The organism is Hymenobacter lapidiphilus (assembly GCF_013377885.1).
Taxonomy (GTDB): domain Bacteria; phylum Bacteroidota; class Bacteroidia; order Cytophagales; family Hymenobacteraceae; genus Hymenobacter; species Hymenobacter lapidiphilus.
Window position 1 is genome coordinate 1 of the sequence record NZ_JABKAU010000052.1, and the last position, 22,880, is coordinate 22,880.

Below are 22,880 nucleotides of genomic sequence, written 5' to 3' on the forward strand. Positions count from 1 at the left end.
GACGTTCTTTTGACTTTCTAAACAGCTTCAACGGCATAACAACGATTTCAAGCGAGATTCTTCGCTACGTTCTGAATGACGTTCCTTGGCTCACTTCTCTATGCTCACTTCTCACATCTGACCTATCACTTCTCACTTCTAATAATTCCCCGCCTATCTTTGCCCATGTAAAGGTGGCCGGACCCCGATTGGGGGGCGAGGCTGAAAAGGGAATCCGGTTCGAAACCGGAGCTGTCCCCGCAACTGTACGCTTCAAGAGTCGGCGCGTCATCACCGGCCACTGTTTCGGCAGCTGTTTGTTTTCATGTTGAAAATAGACGGCAGAAATGGGAAGGCGACGCGCCAGGAGCAAGCCAGGAGACCTGCCTTTGCATTTTCCTATGTTCAGCGCCTGCGGAGGAAGGGCGGAGAACGAATGCAGTAGCGGCCTTTCGGGGCTGCAGAATACCCTTCTGTTTTCGGACTCGGCTTCGGCTGGTCGGCGCCTTTGGCGTAAACCCCACGAAGTTTTGAACTGAATTTTTCGGTCACGAAAATTTTGGTTCTCCAGACGCTTTTACCCGGACGGCTTGCCGCCCAACTCGTATTGCTCGGCGGCTTCGGCCTGCTGGCTGGTACGGCGCTACCCGCTGCGGCCCAGGCCCCGACCGATACGCTGCGAAGCCAGCAACTGCCCACTGTGCGGGTGGCGGGCCTGCGGCCGACGCACTTTGCCGTGGGCAGCCGCCAGCTGGTGCTCGATTCGGTGGCCCTGAACAACTACCGCAGCGGCACGCTGGCCGATGCGCTGGGTGCGCGCACTGCCATTTACCTGAAGAACTACGGGCCGGGCCAGTTATCCTCTATAACGTTGCGGGGCACTTCGGCCCGGCACACGGCCGTGCTCTGGAACGGTTTCAACATCAACTTGCCGTCGTTAGGGGAGGCCGATTTTGCCCTGCTGCCCGTAAATGGCACCACGCAAGTGGACGTGCAGCCGGGGCCGGCGGGTGCTACCTACGGCAACGGGGCAGTGGGTGGCACGGTGCAACTCAGCGCCGCCGCCAACAGTCCGGCCGACTGGGGCCGGGGCTGGCACGGCACCGCGCAGGGCGACTACGGCAGCTTCGGGTTGGGCGCTGGCTTGGCCACGGCCGGCTTCAGCAACCAGAAAATAGCGTTGCGCACCAGCTTCAACTACCGCCGCGCCGATAACAACTTTCCTTTTTACGTGGGTGAAGGCCGCGGCCGGGTGCAGCAGCGCCAGGAAAACGCCGCCTTCCGGCAGGCCAGCTTCACGCAGGATGCTACGTTGCGGCTGGGCCAGCGCGGGGAGCTGAGCGCTGCCATTTGGCTTACTGATGCCGACCGCCAGATTCAGCCCGGCATCGGCACCAACAACACCAACGCCCAGGAGCGTGACCAGAGCCGCCGCCTGACGGCCGGCTACCGCCGGGTGAGTACGCGCAGCGAGTGGAGCGTGCGGGCGGCGTGGTTCGAGGACGTGCTCGATTATCGCGACGACGCAAGTGGGCTGAGCGAGTCGAGGGTGCGCACCAGTCAGGCCCAGGCCGAGCACACTTGGCGGCTGGCGGCTAATGCCTCGGTACGGCTGGGGGCCGAAGCCCAGCACTTCGCGGCTCAAGTGGACGGCTATGGCGCGGCCCCGCGCACCGAAAACCGCTACTCGGGCTTCCTGCTGCTGCGCTACGACCCGCAGCCCCGGCTGCAACTCTCCCTGAATGTTCGGCAGGCAATCTTACCAGGCCGGCAGCCGCCCCTCACCCCTACTGCCGGGGCCGAGTGGCTGGCCCTGGCCGTCGGCCGACACGCGCTCAGCCTCAAAGGCAACGCCTCGCGCAGCTACCGTGCCCCCACCCTGAATGAGCGGTACTGGCGGCCCGGCGGCAACCCCGACCTGCTGCCCGAGCAAAGCTTCGGCTACGAAGGCGGACTGGCGCACACCTATAAAACCACCACCCTGACCCTGCAAAACGAGCTGACCGGCTACCGCCAACTGGTGGATAACTGGGTGCAGTGGACGCCGGGCGCCTCGTACTGGTCGCCGCGCAACCTGCGGCAGGTGCGGGCCCAGGGCCTGGAGGCCAGCAGCACGCTGGGCTGGCAGCTCGGCGCGTACCGGCTCACGGCGCGGGGCTCCTACGCCTTCACGAGCACCGAAAAAACCCAGGGTACGGCCGCCGACGCCGACCCGGTGGGCCGGCAGCTGCCCTTCGTGCCCCGGCATACGGTGGCCTTTAGCACCGACCACGCCTGGCAGGGCTGGCAGCTGGGCACCACGCTCACCTACACCGGCCACCGCTACACCGACGCCTCGGCCACCAATTTTTTGCCCGGGTTTCTGCTGCTGAATGCCTCGGTGGGCCGCACGCTGGCTGTGGCACCGGCCTGGCAGCTGCTGGTGCTGGCCCAGGGTTTCAACCTGACCAACAACAACTACCAGAACTACCAGAACCGCGCCCTGCCCGGCCGCAACGCCAGCCTCAGCCTGCGCCTGTTGTGGCGGTAGCAGCAGTTGCCCGTGTTCAGTTGCCGGGTTTCTGACTGCTCTGATACCCGACGATTGCAAATTACTCAACACCAATAATTCACCAAAAATCCTTACCAACCTTCTTTCCAAATGAAGCCATTTTTTGCTTTTGCCAGCCTGCCGGGCCGGCTGTTACTGGGTAGCGCCGCCGCACTTACGCTACTGGCCTGCGACCCCGACAAAGACCCGACACCCGGCTTGCAGCCCATCGTTACGAACTCGGTGTTTGTGGTAAACGAGGGCAACTTTACGCGTTCTAACGCCGAAATCAGCCTGTTCAGCAAGGCTAATCGCGCGGTTACCAACAAGGCCCTGTACTCCTCGGCCAATGGTGAACCACTTGGTGATGTTGCCCAAAGCATGGCTGTGCGCGACAGCCTGGGTTACATCGTGCTCAACAACAGCAATAAGCTGGTGGTGGTATCGATGGCAAAATTCAAGTCGAAAGCCACAATTAGCAACCTCAAGCTGCCACGATACTTTGTGGCCATTTCGTCGGACAAGGGCTATGTAACCGAAACGGTATCGTACAGTACTTCTTCTGGGCAGGTATCAGTTATCGATTTAAAAACCAATAAGGTAACCCGTAGCATTACCGTGGGTAAGCAGCCCGAGCAACTGGCCGTGGTGGGCTCACGCCTCTACGTAACGAACAACGGCGACAACACGGTTACCGTCATTAATACCACTACCGATGTAGTGGAAGGCACCATTACGGTAGGCGACGGGCCCAACAGCGTGGTGGCCGACCGCAACGGCCGGGTTTGGGTACTGAACAGCGGTAAAATAGTGTACAACCCCAACCCTACCCGGCTAAGCAAAGGCAGCCTTTCGCAGATTATACCCGGCCAGCTTACGGCTACCACCCGCGAAATGCCTTCCGACCAAAGCTCCCCCGGCAACCTGACCATCAACGGCAGCCTCGACCAGCTCTATTACACTTATTTGGGAGGCGTGTACACGCTGGGCATCAATGAGCCGGCGCTGCCCACTACCCCGCTAATTAAGCGCGGCAGCTTTTACGGCCTGGGCGTAGATCCGCAGGACGGCACGATTTACGGCGGCTTGGCCTCGTTTTCGTCGGCCGACAAGGTGATTCGCTTTAAAAACACCGGTGCCGCCATCGACTCGTTCACGGTTCTGGCTGGCCCCAACGGTTTCGTATTTTATTAAGCCTCGTAAGTAGCCACTGGCCCATAGGCCGGCCTCTATTAATAAAAAGCAAAGCCCCGCACTCAACAGGAGTGCGGGGCTTTGCTTTTTTAACCTGGCTGGGGCGCTAAACAAAAGCGCCGGCGTGCTACTTTGTTGTTAGTGTGCAACTTAGTCGGCTAAACCGTCGCGGTTGCGGTCGTGGGTATTACCGGCTTTTTCGTACTGGTCTCTGACGGTCGTTCGGTTGGCATCGGGCTGAATGCCCGAGGCTGCCGAGTCGGCGCCCTGGTTGCTGGGGCGGAGCGCTTCGGGATCCATCTTTTTGTCGCGGCCAATCTCAACGTTGGTGGCACCCTCTTCGCTGCCGGTGCTGCAGGCTGCAAGAGAACCAGTGAGTAGCAGAATGGCTGCCAAAGGGCGGAGTAGGGCAATTTTCATGAAAGAATGAATAGAATGTGGCAGATCAGAAGCGTAAAGTACCTAGCTGTACGGCTGACTGCCCACCTGGTTTTTACGTATGCGCTTCCGGGGTGCTGGGCGCCTCAGGCAACCGGCACGCTTCTTTTGTTTCCTTGACTAACACTACTCATATGGTCCGTTTTCAATTCGTCTTCCATCAGCCCTTATAACTACCATGCAGGGCGGCAGCTTATATTTGCGCCCTTCACGTAGCGTTATGCCCCAATCTGCCAGCGTTTTTTTCCAGTTGCGTCCGTTGCTCCGGCAGATTGCCCTGCTGGCTGCAATCAGCGCTGCCCTAGCTCTGGCGCTGATTCTGTACCTGTACGGAAGCCAGGATCAATTTCTGATTCGACTGTTTGGGACCTTTTTCGTATTTTTCTGGCTGTTGGCCATTACCTTTTTGGCCGCAGTTCCGTTTGTAAGTTGGGCGGCAGCCAACTGGTTTGGTCCGGCTTGGGCAGAAGCCCCGGCTAGCCCGAGCCGGCGTAAAAAGCCTGCCGCCGCCGTTTCCCGTACTCCCGCGCGTGCTGTCGCACGGCCGAAACCCTCCAACCGCAACCATCCGTGAAAACCAATCTGCTCCACATTAAAAACATGGTTTGCCCACGCTGCATTGACGCAGTGCGCACCCTTTTCGAACAGGCCGGCTACACTCCTACCGATGTAACGCTCGGCCAGGTTCAGCTGGATGAAACTACGCCTGCCGACCCCAGCGCCGTGGCTCCGCTGCTACGTGAAGCCGGCTTCGATGTAATAATGGGCCGTGCCGATCAGCTTACCGAACAGATTAAATCGGCGCTGATTGAGTACCTCGAGCACCTGCGTACCGCCCGTATGCCGCTAACCACCTCGGCCTTCCTCACCGACCGGTTTGCGGCCACCTATTCGCACCTGAGCAAGGTATTTTCGCGCACCGCCAACCTCACCATCGAGAAGTATCTGATTCGGATGAAGATTGAGCGGGTGAAGGAGATGCTGAGCTACAATGAGATGACGCTGAGCGAAATAGCCGAAAAAATGCGCTACAGCTCAGGCCAGCATCTTAGCAATCAATTCCGCCAGGTTACCGGCCGCTCAGTGAGCGAGTTCCGCCGCGACTTGCTGCCCCGCCGCCTCTCGCTCGACCAATTAGGTTAAGCTGCTACAAGCGACTAGTTTAAAGCAAGCCAAAGCCGCTTAGCCAACCTCTGCCGAGGTAGCTGGGTGGCTTTGTCGCTTCTGAGGGTGCCTTAGTTTCGTGCTCACTGAGGGCAGGCGGCGAGTGGGGCTGTACCTTCGCAGGCACCTTTCGCGCCGCTTGGCGGTTGCTTACTACCCGGTACGCTAGGTGTGTTTTCTTCGGCTCAACTGGCCCTTACCTTTGATGTCTTCGCGTTGACTTCCCCCAAAGTTCTGCTCATTACGCCGCCGCTCACGCAGCTCAATACGCCCTACCCGGCTACGGCCTACATCAAGGGGTTTCTGGGGGGGCGTGGCTATGCCGTAACGCAGGCCGATCTGGGGCTGGAGTTGGTGCTGAAGCTGTTTTCGCGGGCGGGCCTGACGCGGGTGTTTGCCGAAATCGAAGCCGGAGACTTCGCGCTGAGCGACAACGTACGCCGGATGATGCGGCTCAAAAACAGCTACCTAAGCACAGTGGAGCCCGTCGTACGGTTTCTGCAGAACAAGGACAGCACCCTGTCGTCCCGCATCTGCCACTCGCGCTACCTGCCCGAAGCCAGCCGCTTCGACAACGTGGCCGACCTGGAAACTGCTTTCGGCACCATGGGCCTCACCGACCAGGCCCGCCATCTGGCCACGCTCTACCTCGAAGATCTGGGCGACTTGCTTAAAGAAACCGTGGGGCCGCAGTTCGGCTTTTCACGCTACGCCGAGAAGCTGGGCATGTCGGCTACCACCTTCGATGAGCTGCACGCAGCCCTGCAGACCCCGCCTAACCTACTCGACGAGTTGCTGCTGGAACTGCTCGACGAACTCGTGACCCGCGTGCAGCCCGATGTGGTGGGCTTCACGGTACCGTTTCCGGGCAACCTCTACGGCGCGCTCCGGCTGGCCGGCCGCATCAAGCAAACCAGTCCAGCCACCTACACCATTATGGGCGGCGGCTACCCTAACACCGAGCTGCGCAACATCAAAGAGCCACGCTTCTTCGATTACATAGACTTGCTGACCCTGGACGATGGCGAAGGGCCGTGGCTAAGATTGTTGCAAGCAATTAGTTGTCAGTTGTCAGTTGCCAGTTGTCAGGCCGTTCAAATAGGCCAGCAGAACAAACTGACAACTGACAACTGGCAACTGGCAACTGATACTTTCCAACGCACCTTCCTGCGCAACGCAGCGGGTGAGGTGGAGTACATCAACCATCCGCAGCCTGATATTCCGCACCCGGAAGTGGGTACGCCGGATTATTCTGATTTGCCGCTGACCGAGTATTTGTCGGTGATTGAGGTGCTGAACCCTATGCACCGGCTCTGGAGCGACGGGCGCTGGAACAAGCTGACGGTGGCCCACGGCTGCTACTGGAAGCGCTGCTCGTTCTGCGACGTCACGCTTGACTACATCGGCCGCTACGAAACCGCGCCCTCGGCTCTGTTGGCCGACCGTATCGAGCAGATTGTGGCCCAGACCGGCCAGACCGGCTTTCACTTCGTGGACGAGGCCGCCCCGCCGCTGGCCCTGCGCGATTTGGCTATCGAGCTGCTTAAGCGCCGCACCGGCATTACGTGGTGGGGCAACATTCGCTTCGAGAAAACCTTTTCGCCCGATTTGTGCCGGCTGCTGGCCGCCAGCGGCTGCATTGCCGTGAGCGGGGGCCTGGAGGTGGCCTCGGATAGGCTGCTGGCCCTGATGGAAAAGGGCGTAACCATTGCCCAGGTGGCCCGCGTGACGGACGGTTTTACGCAGGCCGGCGTGATGGTACACGCCTACCTGATGTATGGCTTCCCCACTCAAACCACGCAGGAAACCGTGGATTCGCTGGAAATCGTGCGGCAGTTATTTGAAACCGGCATTATCCAGAGCGGCTACTGGCACCGGTTTTCGATGACGGCCCACTCGCCGGTAGGCAAGAACCCGGCGAAATACCAGGTGGCCGCCGTGGGTCCCGAGCCCGGCCCGTTTGCCTGGAACGACCTGTGGCACGACGACCCCACCGGCACTGACCACGGGCAGTTCGGGCCCGGACTGGCCAAGGCGCTCTACAACTATCTGCACGGTGTGGCCCTGCACGAGCCATTGGGTTTCTGGTTCGATTTCCGGGTGCCCAAAACCACCGTACCCCGCAACGTGGTAGCCCAGGCCCTGCAGGAACCCACCAAACCCGATTTCGCGAAGCAGAACCTGCGCCTGTTCTGGCTTGGCAACGCCCCCGAGCTACGCCTCGAAACCGGCAAAAAGAGTGGCCGCGCCGTGCTCACATTCTACGAGCAGGCCGAAGACTTCGAACTGAAAGTGCCCGCTGCTGTTGGCCCTTGGCTGCACGATTTGCTCATCCGCCTCAGCTCCGATTACGACGCCAAAATCCTGCTCAAAGACGCCGCCCGCGACTTCCCGACTGGCGCAACCTTTACGCAGTTTTTGGAGTCGGAAGCGTGGCTGACGTTGCGTGAAAAAGGCCTGTTGGTGCTGTAGGAAGCACACGGGGCCGCTTACCCGCTGGGCGGCAACTTTCACCTCGCTCCGACGCTCAGTTTGGAACAACTATTGACGGGGGCTACTACACGTCTACTTTCCAAGCTAAACCCCTCACTATGCACCCCTCTCTACGCTTTTATGCCACCGTCGCTCCATTGTGCGTATTGCTGGCACTAACTGCCTGCTCGAAACGCAACGACGCGTACCCTCAGCCTGCCGTGGTAGCCAGCTGGACGATAGACGGGCAAGAGCGCACCTCGATTTTGGCCCGGGCTGAAACGAATTTTGACAAGGTGAACGTCTATATCTACCAAAACACCATGGGCCCGAATTCGAGCGGTACGCAGGTTGCCGTATCGCTCTCTATGCCAAAGAGCATCGGGACGCACGCAATCGGTACCAACTCGCAGGCTCAGGCCACCTTCATCGACCTTGGTACCAGCACCGGACCAAACGGAGAGCCTTACACGGCCGAGTCTAGCTCCGTTACCATTTCTACCCTTACGGCCACCAGCGTTTCGGGCACTTTCACCCTTACAGGCCGAGGCTACCTGAACAAGCAGTTGACGAAAACCGTAACGAACGGCAAATTCATAGCCACGCTGTAGGCCAGAATCGCCCGTAAAGTCGACAGAAACTGTTTGTGCTGGTTGAAGGCACCTGTTGGAGCTATTGACAACGCATCAAGCGGGCGAGGCACATGGGCAGAGCGTGTGACAAGCTGACTTTGGCGGGCCTGTTCGTGCCGCAACAAACAGACCGGCCGGAAACCGGCAACAGCCGACCACGAACAAACCCGGGTGCAGTAGTTTTATGGCTGCTTCCATTACCACCCACTGCTGAGCTATCCATGAAAAACGCCCTCTACTTTAGCCTCGCTTTGGCGCTGGCCGCCTGTTCTTCCAACTCCGAGCAAGCCGCTACCACAGCTGCTGCTCCCACCGAAACACCTGCTGCTGCCGAACGGGAGCTACCCAAGCTGCTGCAACAGGCCCTGGAAGCCCACGGCGGGCTGGCCGCCTGGCAGCAGTTCGGTACGATGAGCTACCAGCTGAGTGGTACGCTCGGCGGCGAAGCCCGGGAGGAAAAGCAGCTGATTGATTTGCGCACCCGGCAGGTTCGGGTGGAGGGACCAACCTACCAGCTCGGCCTCAACGACCAGAACCAGTTGTGGGTGAGCCCGAACAAGGCGGCGTTCGGCAAAATGTCGGCCCGCTTTTACCACAACCTTTACTTCTACTTCTTTACCATCCCGTTTGTACTGGCCGACGAGGGGACCAAGTACAAAGATCTGGGCACCCAAACGGTAGCCGGCAAGAGCTACCGGGCGCTCAAAGTCACGTACGAAGACGGGCGCGGCGACTCGTCGGGCGACGCATACATTGCCCACTTCAACCCCGAAACCTACCGTCTGGAGTTGCTGCTCTACACCGTTACGTTTTTCGAGCCTGGCAAAGAAGCTACCTACAATGCGCTGCTTTACCCCGAGTGGCAGCAGGTAAATGGCCTGTTACTACCGCGCCGCATGGAGGGCCACAAATTTGCCGACAACCAGATCGGTGACCTGCGCTATCAGGGTACGTTCAGCCAGGTAGCGCTTACCCCGGTTCAGCCCGAAACCAGCCTGTTTACCATACCCAAGGGGGCAGAAATAGATTCGTTGAAGCAGTAAACCAGTTGTAGGTTGTCAGTTGCTAGTTGTCAGTAGTATTGCATTCGAAGCCTGATTCAACCAGCTAACAGACAACTGAAAACTCGCTAAAACGGCACTATCACTTTTACGCTCAGATTGCGGCCGGGGCTGTAGATGCCCAGGCGGCCGGTGGGTGAGGCGCGGTAGTACTCGAAGTATTTGAGGCGGTTGAGGTGAGATTGGTAGGCTACATCGAACAGGTTGTCGGCTTGCAGCACCAGTTGCAGGGCGTCGCGGCCGGCGGCGGTGCGCAGGGTGGTACCGGCACCCAGGCCCGTCAGCACGTAGCCGGGCGTGGCCGTTTCGGCCCCATCTACGGCATAAAAGCGGTTTTGGCGGGCGGTGCCAGCCACCGACAGGCGCACATAGCTGCCGGCCAGACGGCTGCCGGGCTGGCCGGGCAGTGCAAAGCGCAATTCGCTCTGGGCCGTCGGGGCCGGAATCAGGGGCAGGTAACGGGCTGCGGTGCCTTCCCGGTCCTGCAGGGCCGCGTTTTTATTGACGCCGATAACCAGGGCCGCGCCGGTACGCCAGCTCAGCCCCGGCAGCGCGGCGGGCTGCACATTGAAGGCTACTTCGCCCCCAAAAAGGTTGGCCGCCGCCTGCTCGAACTTGTACGTCGAGTTGCCAAACTGGTCGCTCAGGGCCTGGCCGTTGGCATCGAACTGCTTGGCCTGGTAGATGAAGTTTTCGACGTGGTTGTAGAACGCCTCGGCGCTGGCTTCGAAACCGGGCGATTTCCAAAGCACGCCCACATCTTGCTGCCAGTTGAATTCGGGCTGGAAATCGGGGTTACCCAGGTAGATGATGTGGGCTCCCGGGTCGAGGCCGTTGGAGCCGATTTCGGGGATGTTGGGGGCCCGGTAGCCGCGAGCCACGTTAGCGCGCAACACTAGCCTAGGCCCCACCGCGTACGAGCCGCCCACGCTGGCCGATACGCCGCGGTACACTTTATGGAAATTGGAGAACTGTCGGTCGGCGCCAAGCGTGCCGGCATCGGCTTTGGTGCCAAAACCGGTAACCGGATCAATGCCCGTGTAGAAGTCGTTCCAGTCTACCACGCGGGTATCGTAGCGCAGGCCACCGGTCAACTCCAGCGCCCCAAAGGCCTTTTTGACCACTCCGAAGCCCCCGATATCGAAGAGCCGGTAGGGCGGAATGGCGAAGTCGGTGGCGTTCAGGTGCTGGTTGTCCTGGGCCATGCCGTTCATGCCTACCGTTAGCTCATAGCCATTGAAATCCTGGAACAGGTAGCGGGCCTGGTAGTTGAGCGTGGTCAGGCGCAGATCGAGGCCGGGCTGGCTGGGAGCGGTAGGATGGTTGAACTCCTGGCGGTGATTCTGCTGCATGCCCAGCAGCAGGCGCAACTCGCCGGGGCCGGTTTTTAGCTCGCTCGTGGCAAACGCCCGGTAGTGCTGGATGTGCTGATACAGGGTACTGATGCCGTAGCTTTTCAGCTCCGAATTGCGCACTACGGGGCGGTTATTGAAGTCGTCCTGGTCACCATCGAAGAGCTGTTTGGTGAAGGCCCGGCTCAGCGAGTCGCGGCTGCCATCGGGTATTTCCTGCCGGTTGTTGTACGTCGTCAGCCAAAGGCGCACATTGCCCCACTCCTTCTGCACGCCCACCATGCCCGTTAAGTTCAGCTCGCGGAAACCGGTATTGTACACGAGGCCATCTACGGGGTTGCTATAGTCGCGGGCCCAGCGGTGGCTGCCCCGCAGGCTGGTCTGGAGGCCGTTTTTTTGGTAGTCGAAGGCCAGGGATTTGCCCACCAGCCCGTTCACCGACTGGTATTCGGCCAGCGCCTCGCCGTGCAGCTCGCCATCGGGGCCGGCGGGCAAAGCGGGCAGCAGGTTAACTACGCCGGCTACGGCATCGGAGCCGTAGAGCAGGCTAGCGGGACCTTTTACCACCTCCACCCGGTCGAGGCCGTAGCCGTCCACCTCAATGCCGTGCTCGTCGCCCCACTGCTGGCCTTCCTGGCGCAAGCCATTAAACATCGTGAGCACCCGGTTGTAGCCCAGGCCCCGGATAAAGGGCTTGCTGATGTTGGGGCCGGTGGTTACGGCCGAGAGGCCGGGCACGCCACGCACGGCCGCATCAATGGCGTTACCGTTGGCATTCAGGCGGATTTCACGGCCCGTTACGGCCGCAATAGGCACCGGCGAGCGGCGAATTTCAGTGCTCCGGCTCACACCGGTAACCACCACTTCGCCCAGCGTACTCTCGGTGGATTGCAGCCGCACCGTGAGGGCCTGGGTCAGCGGTAGCGTTACGGTTTGGGTGGCCGTGGTGTAGCCCACCGCACTAACCTGTACCTGCTGTGGCCCGGCCGGCAGGTCGGACAGCGCGAAACGGCCGCTCTCGTTGGCGGCGGCACCTTGCTGCAGGGCAGGTAAGGCTACGTTGGCAAACGGCACCGGCTGGCCCCGCTGGTCGAGCACCCGACCGCCCAGACTGCTGGTTTGGGCCAGGGCCGGCAAGGTCAGCAGGCAAAGAATCAGGGCAGAAAGAATTTGCATTTAAGAAAGGCGAATTAATTTTTTAGATTTATCTAAATCAGAAGTCAATCAAAAACCGCTACACTGGTTTGTAGCGGTCTTTGCGAAGCCGGTATTTAGGCTCCCGTAAAGAACTGGAACAGTAGGTAGCCGTTCAGGCTCAGGATGATGGCCGACACTGCCCAGCAGATAGCCTGCAGCCAGGGCTTGTTCACAAACACGCCCATTTTGAGCTTGTTGCCGGTAAAGAGCACCAGCGGAATAACGGCGAAGCTGAGCTGCATCGACAGAATAACCTGGCTTAGTACCAGTAAGTCGCTCGTCCCTTTTTCGCCATACAGAATGGTGACGATGAGGGCCGGCACTACGGCAATGGCGCGGGTAATCAGGCGGCGCATCCAGGGCTTGAGCTTGATGTCGAGGAAGCCTTCCATCACGATTTGCCCGGCCAGCGTGCCGGTCAGCGTCGAGTTCTGGCCCGAAGCCAGCAGGGCAATGGCAAACACCACCGAGGCCGCTCCCGCGCCCAGCACCGGCGTCAGCAGCTTGTGGGCGTCGTAGATGTCGGCTACCTCACGCAGGTTGTTGCTATGGAAGGCCGCAGCCGACACCACCAGAATGGCCCCGTTCACGAAGAAGGCCAGAAACAGCGCCACCGTGCTGTCGATGGTGGCAAACTTGATGGCCGAGCGCCGGGCGGGCTCGGTTGGCTCGATGGCTCGGGTTTGCACGATGCTGGAGTGCAGGTACAGGTTGTGGGGCATCACGGTGGCTCCCAGAATACCAATGGCCAGGTACAGCGCGCTGGGGTCGGTGACGATTTCCGGCTTCGGAATCAGGCCCTGGGCCATGGCAAAGTAGTCGGGGTTAGACGCTATTATTTCGTAAACGAAGCAGCCGAAAATCACGAAAACCAGGCCCGCCACAATGCTTTCGATGATACGAAAGCCCTTGCTCTGGAAGTAGAGCACCACCAGCACATCGGCAATGGTGAGCACCACGCCCCAAGTGAGCGGGATGCCAAACAGCAGGTTGATGGCAATGGCCGAGCCGATAACTTCGGCCAGGTCGCAGGCGGCAATGGCAATTTCGCACAGCAGCCAGAGCACGAACGAAACGGGCTTGGAGTAATGGTCGCGGCAGGCCTGGGCCAGGTCGCGGCCCGTCACGATGCCCAGCTTCACCGACAGGTGCTGGAGCAGCATGGCGAAGAAGTTGGAAATCAGAATGACTGACAGCAGCATGTAGCCGTAGCGGGCGCCGCCCTCGATGTCGGTGGCCCAGTTGCCGGGGTCCATGTAGCCCACGGCCACCATCAGGCCCGGCCCGGTGAAGGCCCACAGCTTACGCCAGAACGAGGCTCCTTCGGGCGGCACCATAATGGAAGCATACACCTCCGACAGCGAGTTGGCCCGCCGTGGATAGCGCCAGCCAGCATTCTGGTCGAATGCGGTGGCAGTCGAAGAGGAAGAAACGGGTATGGGTTGAGACATAGATGCCAGAGGGTAAGCGGGCAGGGTACGTCGCAAAGATACGAAGCCACCTCATTTTTAGATTACTCTAAATTTAATTTTTAAAGCATCTAGTTTACTCAGATGTGTCGGAAAAGTTTTGTGCTTTCCGCAAAAGCGGAATTTTAGCGGGCCGGCTCGCGTCGGATGGGGCCGGGCCAAGTGCTAGCTTTGTCCGGATTCCGTGCTTTTCTCCTTCAGTGCCCGCTATGAAACTGCCGCTCAAAACCCGATATGCCCTACTCTCACTGGTTGTGAGCGTGGTGCTGGTGGGCGTGAAGTTCTACGCCTGGGCCCTCACCGACTCGCAGGTAGTGCTCACCGACGCGCTGGAATCCATCATCAACATCGTGGCCAGCGCTTTTGCACTCTACAGCATTTACCTGGCCGGGCTGCCCAAAGACGAGAATCACCCCTACGGCCACGGCAAAATCGAGTACCTGTCGGTGGGTTTCGAGGGCGGGCTGATTCTGATGGCGGGCGGTTACATTTTTTATGCGGCACTGCTGGCCCTGTGGGAGCCGCACACCGTGGCCCGGCCCGACTGGGGCATTGTGCTGCTGGCCGCCACGGCCATTGTAAACCTGGGCACGGGCTGGCTATTGGTGCGCGCCGGCCGCCAGCACCACTCGCCGGCCCTGGTCGGCGACGGCCAGCACCTCTACCTCGATGCCGTGAGCACCTTCGTTTCGTGCGCCGCGCTGGGTTTGGTTATGCTGACGGACAACATGCTGTACGACGCGCTGGCGGCGCTGGGGCTGGGTGCGTTCATTGTAGTAAACGGCTTTCGGATGGTGCGCCGCTCGGTGTCGGGGCTGATGGATGAGGCCGACGTGAGCACCGTGCAGCAAGTGGTGGCCGAACTGCAGGAACACCGCGAGCCGGCCTGGATTGATGTACACAACCTGCGCGTGCAGCGCCACGGCGCCAATCTGCACATCGACTGCCACGTAACCATGCCCTATTACCTGAGCCTGGAGCAAACCCACGAGCACGTACACGACATCGAGGCGCTGGTGGCCCAGGAGTTCGGTATTCCGGTAGAAATGTTCGTGCACGCCGACCCCTGCACCTTCGCGGCCTGCTGGCACTGCCACGTTACCGACTGCCCCGTGCGCCGCCACCCCTTCACCCAGGAAATCACTTGGACGCTGGCCAATGTGGCCAAAAACGAGCGGCACCAACTGGAGGTCACCTCACCCCCTAGCCCCCTCTCCGAAAAGGAGAGGGGGGACTAGTTTTTAGCTTTTTTTGAGCTGGAGCAGCTTAAACCAAGCTAGAGGCAGTTCCTCCTCTCCTTTTTCGGAGAGAAAGCCAAGGGGTGAGGCGCACGTGAGGCGCAACGCAATGGTCACTCTGCCACCACCAGCCGCTGCGTGCGGCCGCCGCTTTGCACTAGGTACACGCCCGGCTTCAAATCCTCAATTGAAAGCGTGAGCTGGCTTTGACCGGCTGCGAAACGAGCCGTTCGCACCCGACGGCCCAGCGCGTCGCTGATGCTGACAGCATCGGCTGCCAGGGCCGGCCGCTCCAGCGTGAGGGTCTGGCGGGCGGGGTTGGGCCAGAGGCGCAGGCGGGCTGCTGCAGGAGCCGTAGTGGCCGTTACCACGAAGTCGCGGTTTTCGAGTACCAGTATTCGGTCGTCGGTGGCGGCGGGGCTGCCGCGGCCGTCGCGGTTGCTGGTGGCCACATACACCCGGCCCTGCGGCGAAACGCAGATGGCCCGCAGCCGGCCGAAGCCGGTGAGGTAGTCGGTGCGGGTAGAAATGGCGTCGCCGGTGGCGTTGAGGGCCAGATCGGTAAGGCGGGCGGCCTTGAGCGAAACCAGCAGCAGACGATTTTGCCAGCCCGGAATGGCGGGCGACGTGTAGTACGCGAGGCCCGCCACGGCCAGCGTGGGCGTCCAGGCCGTGAGGGGTTCGCGCACGTTGTTCTGGGTGCAAAAGGCCAGCTCAGTGGTTTGGTCGCAGTAGCCTTCCACGGTGGGCCAGCCGTAGTTGCGGCCGGGCTCAATGAGGTTCAGCTCGTCGTCGCTGTTGGCCCCGTGCTCCGAGCTGTAAATGCGGTTGCCGGGGCCCAGGGCCAGTCCCTGGGGGTTGCGGTGGCCCAGCGTGTAGGTCAGGCTACCGGATATGGGGTTGTTGGCGGGTACGCTGCCATCGAGGTTGAGGCGCAGGATTTTGCCATTGAGCGAGGCCGGATTCTGGGCCTGGGGCAGCAGCTGGGCGTCGCCGGTACTCATAAGCAGCGTGCGGTCGGGCAAAATGAGCAGGCGTGAGCCGCTGTGAGTGCTGGTGGCCGGAATATTGCCCAGCAGCACCAGCGGCGCGCTCAGCGTGCCGTTGGCGTACGTCAGGCGCACCAGCTTTTCGAGGTAGGTGCCACCGGCGTCGGTGTAATTGTACACCACATACACGAAAGGCGACGTAACGAAATCGGGGTGCAGCGCCATACCCAGCAGCCCGCCCTCCGACGACGTGGACACGTCGGCCAGGGTGATGAGCGGCGTAACCGCGCCGGTGGTGGGGTTCACCCGGCTGATGCGGCCGCCGCGCTCGGTCATCCAGATGAAGTTATCGGGTCCCCAGACCAACTCCCAGGGCACCGTCAGGCCAGTTGTGAGGGCCGAAACGGTGACGGTGGCAGTACCTACCGGGAAGGTGGTGAGGGCCGGGAGTGTTTGGGCCACCAGGGGTGCAGCGGCCAGTAGCAGGACCGATAACGAGGTGCAAAACCGATTCATAGTTAGGCCGTTGAGTGAGCGGAGAGGATTTGCAAAAGATAACAAAAACGCCCGACTCGCGGGCCCTGACTTTCCCATCTGCCGTTACCTGCCGTTCTTGCCACTCCTCTTCAACTCCTACCGCCCATGTTCACCGTCAGCTCCGACCCCGCCCGCCTCGATGTACCCCTGATTCACCAGTACCTCAGCCAGCAGTCGTACTGGGGCCTGGGCATGCCGCTGGAAACCCTGGAGCGGGCCATTGCCAACTCGCTCAACTTCGGCCTCTACGGCCCCGATGGCCGGCAGGCGGCCTTCGCCCGGGTCGTAACAGACCGCGCGACATTTGCCTGGCTCTGCGACGTTTTCGTGCTGCCCGAGTACCAGGGCCAGGGCCTGGGCAAGCACCTCGTAGAAACCATCATGGCTCACCCCGATTTGCAGGGCGTCCGCCGTTTCATGCTGGCCACCCTCGACGCCCACAGCCTCTACCGCCGCTTCGGCTTCCAGGATCTGCCCACCCCCGAGCGGTTCTTGGAAATCAAGAAAGCCAACCCCTACGGCGTACCCACAGGAAATTGAGCTTAGCTGCACTGTCCTTCGGTTCGTGCTATATCCCACCTACCATGCAAACCCGCTGGAACGCCCTCGTAAATCCCCTGATGCCCGACGCGGCCCGGTGCAACTCCACGTACCAACAGCTCAGCGCCGCATATTCTGGCTCCGGCCGCTACTACCACGACCTGCGCCATGTGCAAGCCCTGCTCGATACCGTGGACGAGTACGCCGGGATGGTGGTAGACCGCGAGGTTGTAGAGCTGGCCGTCTGGTTTCACGATGCAGTATACAACTACCTTTCCTCGGAAAACGAGGCCCTCAGTGCCGAATTAGCTCGGCAGTTTCTGGCGCACTCCACGCTGAGCGCCGAGCGGCAGGCGCGGGTGGCCTACCTTATCGAGTGCACTACCCGCCATGCCGCCGCCCACGCCCCTGCGCCCGACTTGGATTTCTTCCTCGACGCCGACCTGCGCGTGCTGGGTGCCGAACCAGCTGATTACGCCGAATACGCCCAACAGATCCGGCAAGAGTACCGCTTGGTGCCTGCCGTGCTGTACCGTCGGGGCCGCCGGAAAGTGCTGGAGCAATTGCTGGCCGCCCCGGCGCTATACCGCACCGCGGCGTTTCATGATCGGTTTGAGGCAGCAGCCCGGCGCAACCTGCGGGCAGAGCTGAATGGCTGGTAGACCGAGCCGCAGAACGGCTGTAGCGTGAAGCTTCCGCCTCGCGCTACAGCCGTTCTGCGGCGCAACGTCCTGCTTACCCGCTACGTCCCTTACCTTCCGAAACGAAATCCCTCCTTATGACCCACCGTTACCTGCTGCCTTTGGCGGCGCTGCTGCTGGCTGGCTCAGCCCAGGCCCAACAGCTGGCCCCGCTCACCGTTGAGAAAATAATGCGCGACCAGGCCCAGTGGCTGGGCACCTCGCCCAGCAACGTGTCCTGGGCCGACGACGGCAAATCCATCTACTTCAACTGGAACCCCGAGAAGACCCGACGCGACTCGCTCTACCGCATTGCTCCCGGCGGCGGCACGGCCCGCAAGGTGAGCCTGCGCGAGCAGGTGGCACTACCGGCCGCCGAGGGCGAGTACGACCGGCGCTACCAGCGCAAGCTCTACGAAAAGGCCGGCGACATCTACCTGCTCGACCTCAGAACCCAGCGCATCCGGCGCGTAACCAACACCGCCGAACAGGAAACCGACCCGCACTTCGCCCTGCAGGACCAGGCCATCAGCTACGCCCGCGGTGGCAACCTGTTTACCTGGGACCCCACCACCGGCGAAACCGTGCAACGCACCGATTTCCGCAAGGGCAGCCGGCCAGCCGGTACCGCCCCCACCGACCAAAGCGAAAAGTACCTGAAGGCTCAGCAGCTGGCGCTGTTTGATGTGCTACGCGAGAAGGAGCAGGACGCCAAGGCCCGGCAGCGGCAGCAGAAGGCGCTGGCCAGGCTCCGCCCCAAAGCCATCTGGCTTGGCACTCAGACGGTGCGCAACCTGCGCCTCTCGCCCGACGGCCGCTACGTGACCTACACGCTGGCCCAGGAGCCGACGGCTGCCAAAGTGGCGCTGGTGCCCGATTTCGTGACCACTTCGGGCTTCACCGAAGACATCAACACCCGCACCAAAGTAGGCGCGGCCCAGACCGCCTTACAGTTGGGCCTCTACGACGTGGGCCGCGACACAACCTTTGTGCTGGGCTACGCCGAACTGCAAGGCCTCGACGAGCAGCCCGCCTACCGTAAGGAGTACCAGCTGAAAGCCCAAGCCCCCGTGCCCGCCGATTCGGCGAAGGCAGCTAAAGGTGCCAAAATAGCTAAGTCGGCAGCCGAATTGCGGCGGGTGGCTCCCTTCGGTCCATTCTGGTCGGATGATGGCCGCCACGCCTTCCTCGTTATCCGAAGCGCCGATAACAAGGACCGTTGGATTGTGGCCCTCGACCCGGCCACCCAGAAAATAAAGCTGCTCGACCGGCAGCACGATGACGCCTGGATTAACGGTCCCGGCATCGGCTACGGCGAGGGCAACGTGGGCTGGCTGCCCGGCTCGCACCAGCTATGGTTCCAGAGCGAGGCTACCGGTTACTCTCACCTCTACAGCTATGACATGGGCAGTGGCCAGAAAAAGGCGCTGACCAGCGGGAATTTTGAAATCCAGAAAACCCAGATCAGCCGCGACGGCAAAACGTGGTACCTGCTGGCCAATAAAACCCACCCCGGCGAGCAGCACCTGTACCGCATGCCGGTAGCGGGTGGCCCACTCGTGCAGCTCACCACCCAGCCAGGAGGATACGACGAGGCTACGCTTTCGCCCGACGAGAAAACCTGGGCCCTGCGCTACAGCACCAGCAATACGCCCTGGGAGCTGTACACCATGGACAACAAGCCGGGCGCTAAAATGCGTGCCCTCACCCACTCCACCACACCCGAATTCGAGAGCTACGCCTGGCGCCAGCCCGAGGTAATCGAATACAAAGCTCGCGACGGAGCCGGCGTATATGCCCGCCTTTACCGCCCCGCCAACCCCCAAATCCAGGGGCCAGCCGTGATTTTCGTGCACGGTGCCGGCTACCTGCAGAACGCCCACAAGTGGTGGAGCAGCTACTCGCGCGAGTACATGTTCCACAATTTGCTGGTCGATAAAGGCTACACAGTGCTCGACATCGACTACCGCGGCTCGGCCGGTTACGGTCGCGACGTGCGCACCGGCATCTACCGCTACATGGGCGGCAAAGACCTCACCGACCAAGTGGACGGTGCCAAGCTGCTGGCCGAGAAATACGGCGTCAGCCCCCAGCGCATCGGTATCTACGGCGGCTCCTACGGCGGGTTTATCACGTTGATGGCCATGTTCACCCAGCCGGAAGTGTTCCAGGCCGGCGCGGCCCTGCGTTCGGTTACCGACTGGGCCCACTACAACCACGGCTACACCGGCAACATCCTCAACGAGCCCTTCAACGATTCCATCGCCTACGCCCGCTCCTCCCCTATCAACTACGCCGCCGGCCTCAAAGGCCACCTGCTCATGTGCCACGGCATGGTCGATACCAACGTGCATTTCCAGGACATCGTCCGCCTTACCCAGCGCCTCATCGAGCTCAAAAAAGAGAACTGGGAGCTGGCCGTGTACCCGGTCGAGAACCACGGCTTCGTGGAGCCCTCATCTTGGACCGATGAGTACCGCCGCATCCTGAAGCTGTTTGAGGAAAATTTAAAGCCAGCTTCAGCCGTCGGTAGCGGCACCAGTGGGCAGTAGAGCCCGAAGCATGCATTTCCAGGTTAAAAAACGGCGATAGGCTAAGTCTATCGCCGTTTTTTAGTTTTTAATCTCAGTAACCTGAGCTTCCCAAGCATACCACCTAAAGCCGCCCGTTGCTCCTGGTGGCCATGGCTTCCTGCCGGCCTTCGCCTGCACCGCATACCTAAGGCAGATACTATACCACCTGTATCAAAACCTTTTTACCGGCTACACGGCCCACTGCGGCGGCCTCGGGGGCATGTTAGCGTTCATTCTCCAGCCCGTCTGCTGGCTAGCCAGTAGCCGGCTACAATTGCTTTATAAAACCCAGCCCCGAGTAGGCGTAACCGTTTACGTTAACACCCTGCACCGGAAACACCGATAGGCCGGTGCGGCTCGTAGTTTTATGCAACTGCGGCACCAAAATGCCCACCGCTGCGCCTACCGTGTAGCCCACAATGTTGTCGGATAGGAAGTGCTTGCCGGCCTTGAGGCGGAAATAGCCCGTAGCAGCGGGCAGCAATGCTGCCGTGCCCCATACGAAAGGGCGGGCCGCCGAACCGGGGTTGAAATCATGATATACTTTGGCGGCGAAGAACGTAGCTGCTGCCGTATTGGCCGTATGGCCGGCAAAAAACGAGTTGGTGGAAATATGGCTGGTACGCTTGCCGCCACCTTCGGAGCCATACAGAAAAGGCCGGTAGCGGTACACATTGCCGGCCGTAAGCGTAAAGGCAGCATTGGAGGCAAGCATGGTTTGCAGGTACAAACCCAGCACCTGCCCGTAGCGGCCCCGCACGTCGCTGTCGAGGGCCAGTAACCCCGGCGCCAGCAGCAGCGACGGATACACGATAAAGTCGCTGGCCGTTTGGGCGCTGGTGCTGTAGTTCCCGGCTGCAAACCGGTCAAACTTCGGCACATCCTGCTTATTGAGGGCCGCCAGATGCGTCTGGTTCAGGCCATCTTTTTTGGAAATCAGCAGCAGCCCCACACCGCTCAGCGCCCCCAAGCCGGCCGTAACAGGCGCATCGACGGCAAAGCGTGTCCTGTAGGGCGAAGGTGCCCGCTGGGCCTGTACCTCGGCAAGGGGCAGTAGCGGCAGGAGTAGCAGCGGGGTAAAATACTTTTTCATAGAGAAGAAGGGTAAACCAAAAAAGGAATCATCTGTTGAGGGCCTGAAACGTAAAAGTAGCCCTACGGTTTAGGTCGGGGCTACACAGGTCACACCTAGTATATGTCTGACTTAGCCAACCGCCGGAAATCTTGTAGCTTTGCGGCCCTGCCTGGTCATTTGCCAACGCAGGGCAGGGGCTACCGGCCTCTCGCGTACTTCTACCCTTCTTAGCTGATGCCCTACCTGTTCACTTCCGAGTCCGTTTCGGAAGGCCACCCGGATAAAGTAGCCGACCAGATTTCCGACGCTATTCTCGACGAATACCTGCGCCAGGACCCCGCCGCCAAAGTTGCCTGCGAAACGCTGGTAACTACCGATTTTGCCCTCGTGGCCGGCGAAATAAAGTCGACTGCCCACGTAGATGCCGAGCCTATTATCCGCGAGGTTATCCGACGCATCGGCTACAACAAGCCCGAGTATCTGTTCAATGCCGACACCTGCGAGGTGATGAACCGCCTGCATGAGCAGTCGCCCGACATCAACCAAGGTGTGGTACGCGCTACGGCCGAAGAGCAGGGTGCCGGCGACCAGGGAATGATGTTCGGCTACGCGACCAACGAAACGGCCAACTACATGCCGCTGGGCCTCGATCTGTCGCACCGTCTGCTGCGCGAGCTATCGGCGCTGCGCAAAGAAGGCCGCGAAATGACTTACCTGCGCCCCGATGCCAAAAGCCAGGTGACCATCCGCTACGCCGACGACAACACGCCCGAAGCCATCGAAACTATCGTCGTCAGCACCCAGCACGACGAGTTCGACGCCGATGAGGCCACCATGTTGCGCCGTATTGAAAAGGATATTAAAACCATCCTCATCCCCCGCGTAAAGGCCCAGCTCGACGCCAATACTCAGGCGCTGTTCACCGACAGCATCACCTACCACATCAACCCTACGGGTAAGTTTGTCATCGGTGGTCCTCACGGCGACTCGGGCCTCACGGGCCGCAAGATTATCGTGGATACTTACGGCGGCAAAGGTGCACACGGCGGCGGAGCCTTCTCGGGCAAAGATTCGAGCAAGGTTGACCGTTCGGCAGCTTATGCGGCCCGCCATATTGCTAAAAATCTGGTAGCCGCCGGCGTGGCCGACCAGGTACTGGTGCAGGTAGCCTATGCCATTGGTGTAGCCGAGCCGGTAGGCGTGTTCGTGACTACCTACGGTACAACCCAAGCCAGCGACGGCAGTGGCGCGAAGCTCACCGACGGCCAGATTGCCCGGAAAGTGCAGAACATCTTCGATTTACGCCCTTACGCCATCGTACAGCGCTTAGGCCTCCAGAACCCCATCTTCGCCGAGTCGGCTGCTTACGGCCACATGGGCCGCGAGGCTGGCACCAAGCAGGTTAACATGCCCGATGGCAGCACCAAAACCGTCGAAACCTTTACCTGGGAAAAGCTCGACTACGTAGACAAGATCAAAGCTGAATTTGGCCTATGATTTTGCTGTTCAGGCTACTTCAAACCCAGAATAAGCCGTTGCGCTTGGCGCTGGTATTATTAGCGGCTTACGCTATCTACCGGGCCGGCTACAGTGCTGGCGAGTTCGGTTACTACCTACAGCATTGAGTAGCTATTAAGCATGTAAAAGCCCCGCCTGAAAATTCAGGCTTGTCCTTACCCAAAACTTAAGCAGAGCGCTGGCCAGTAGGCCGGCGCTTTTTTTGTGCCTTACTCCTGCTGTAGTTGCGCCGCCATCTGTAA

17 protein-coding genes and 1 riboswitch are annotated in these 22,880 nt (G+C 60.5%); of the genes, 12 read left to right on the forward strand and 5 right to left on the reverse strand.

Features of this window, described 5'->3' with window-relative positions; all coding sequences use genetic code 11:
• The first annotated feature begins 154 nt into the window (after positions 1 to 154).
• A riboswitch (cobalamin riboswitch) is annotated at positions 155 to 384 on the forward strand.
• Between the two features lie 202 nt (positions 385 to 586).
• Together HW554_RS18310 and HW554_RS18315 are read left to right on the forward strand one after the other, a co-directional pair.
• Positions 587 to 2,509 carry a TonB-dependent receptor plug domain-containing protein gene (locus HW554_RS18310; protein WP_176909998.1) on the forward strand — a complete coding sequence of 641 codons (1,923 nt, stop codon included), beginning with the start codon at positions 587 to 589 and terminating at the stop codon, positions 2,507 to 2,509.
• Between the two features lie 111 nt (positions 2,510 to 2,620).
• Positions 2,621 to 3,703, forward strand: a complete 1,083-nt coding sequence (locus HW554_RS18315; RefSeq protein WP_176909999.1) for a DUF5074 domain-containing protein — start codon at positions 2,621 to 2,623, stop codon at positions 3,701 to 3,703.
• A gap of 150 nt (positions 3,704 to 3,853) precedes the next feature.
• Here the strand turns inward: HW554_RS18315 and HW554_RS18320 are convergent, their stop codons facing one another.
• Positions 3,854 to 4,123 (reverse strand): hypothetical protein, encoded by a 270-nt coding sequence (locus HW554_RS18320; protein WP_176910000.1) that lies wholly within the window; start codon positions 4,121 to 4,123, stop codon positions 3,854 to 3,856.
• Positions 4,124 to 4,361: 238 nt separating this feature from the next.
• On the opposite strand from HW554_RS18320, the gene HW554_RS18325 reads away from it, so the two are divergent.
• From HW554_RS18325 to HW554_RS18345, 5 genes are all read left to right on the forward strand, one after another.
• Positions 4,362 to 4,715 (forward strand): hypothetical protein, encoded by a 354-nt coding sequence (locus tag HW554_RS18325; protein WP_176910001.1) that lies wholly within the window; start codon positions 4,362 to 4,364, stop codon positions 4,713 to 4,715.
• Entirely contained in the window at positions 4,712 to 5,284 is a 573-nt protein-coding gene (locus HW554_RS21035; RefSeq protein ID WP_176910002.1) for a helix-turn-helix domain-containing protein, read from the forward strand. The genes HW554_RS18325 and HW554_RS21035 overlap by 4 nt, the downstream gene beginning before the upstream one ends.
• A 192-nt stretch (positions 5,285 to 5,476) precedes the next feature.
• Complete coding sequence (locus HW554_RS18335) at positions 5,477 to 7,777, forward strand: B12-binding domain-containing radical SAM protein (RefSeq protein ID WP_317170907.1); 2,301 nt, start codon at positions 5,477 to 5,479, stop codon at positions 7,775 to 7,777.
• 119 nt (positions 7,778 to 7,896) lie between these two features.
• Complete coding sequence (locus HW554_RS18340) at positions 7,897 to 8,388, forward strand: hypothetical protein (RefSeq protein WP_176910003.1); 492 nt, start codon at positions 7,897 to 7,899, stop codon at positions 8,386 to 8,388.
• Positions 8,389 to 8,630: 242 nt separating this feature from the next.
• On the forward strand, positions 8,631 to 9,452 hold the full coding sequence (locus HW554_RS18345; RefSeq protein ID WP_176910004.1) for a DUF6503 family protein: 822 nt from the start codon (positions 8,631 to 8,633) through the stop codon (positions 9,450 to 9,452).
• An 86-nt stretch (positions 9,453 to 9,538) separates the two neighbouring features.
• Here HW554_RS18345 and HW554_RS18350 read toward each other — a convergent pair whose 3' ends face one another.
• Positions 9,539 to 11,998, reverse strand: coding sequence for a TonB-dependent receptor (locus HW554_RS18350; protein ID WP_176910005.1), 2,460 nt, complete (start codon positions 11,996 to 11,998; stop codon positions 9,539 to 9,541).
• Positions 11,999 to 12,093: 95 nt separating this feature from the next.
• A complete protein-coding gene (locus HW554_RS18355) occupies positions 12,094 to 13,470 on the reverse strand; it encodes an Nramp family divalent metal transporter (protein WP_176910006.1) in 1,377 nt (458 codons plus the stop codon).
• A 227-nt stretch (positions 13,471 to 13,697) separates the two neighbouring features.
• Between HW554_RS18355 and HW554_RS18360 the strand changes: the two genes are divergently transcribed.
• Positions 13,698 to 14,726: a cation diffusion facilitator family transporter gene (locus HW554_RS18360; protein WP_176910007.1), complete on the forward strand. Its 1,029-nt coding sequence runs from the start codon at positions 13,698 to 13,700 to the stop codon at positions 14,724 to 14,726.
• A 113-nt stretch (positions 14,727 to 14,839) separates the two neighbouring features.
• Here the strand turns inward: HW554_RS18360 and HW554_RS18365 are convergent, their stop codons facing one another.
• On the reverse strand, positions 14,840 to 16,231 hold the full coding sequence (locus HW554_RS18365) for a PQQ-dependent sugar dehydrogenase (protein ID WP_176910008.1): 1,392 nt from the start codon (positions 16,229 to 16,231) through the stop codon (positions 14,840 to 14,842).
• A gap of 126 nt (positions 16,232 to 16,357) precedes the next feature.
• Here HW554_RS18365 and HW554_RS18370 point away from each other — a divergent pair, with 126 nt between their 5' ends.
• The 3 genes from HW554_RS18370 to HW554_RS18380 all read left to right on the forward strand — a co-directional run bounded on the left by HW554_RS18370 (position 16,358) and on the right by HW554_RS18380 (position 20,024).
• Positions 16,358 to 16,792, forward strand: a complete 435-nt coding sequence (locus tag HW554_RS18370; protein WP_176910009.1) for a GNAT family N-acetyltransferase — start codon at positions 16,358 to 16,360, stop codon at positions 16,790 to 16,792.
• 44 nt (positions 16,793 to 16,836) lie between these two features.
• On the forward strand, positions 16,837 to 17,454 hold the full coding sequence (locus HW554_RS18375; protein WP_176910010.1) for an HD domain-containing protein: 618 nt from the start codon (positions 16,837 to 16,839) through the stop codon (positions 17,452 to 17,454).
• A 116-nt stretch (positions 17,455 to 17,570) separates the two neighbouring features.
• Complete coding sequence (locus HW554_RS18380) at positions 17,571 to 20,024, forward strand: S9 family peptidase (protein WP_176910011.1); 2,454 nt, start codon at positions 17,571 to 17,573, stop codon at positions 20,022 to 20,024.
• 289 nt (positions 20,025 to 20,313) lie between these two features.
• Here HW554_RS18380 and HW554_RS18385 read toward each other — a convergent pair whose 3' ends face one another.
• A complete protein-coding gene (locus HW554_RS18385; RefSeq protein ID WP_176910012.1) occupies positions 20,314 to 21,138 on the reverse strand; it encodes a phosphatase PAP2 family protein in 825 nt (274 codons plus the stop codon).
• Between the two features lie 216 nt (positions 21,139 to 21,354).
• Between HW554_RS18385 and metK the strand changes: the two genes are divergently transcribed.
• Positions 21,355 to 22,617 carry a methionine adenosyltransferase gene (gene metK, locus HW554_RS18390; RefSeq protein WP_176910013.1) on the forward strand — a complete coding sequence of 421 codons (1,263 nt, stop codon included), beginning with the start codon at positions 21,355 to 21,357 and terminating at the stop codon, positions 22,615 to 22,617.
• Positions 22,618 to 22,880: the final 263 nt, after the last annotated feature.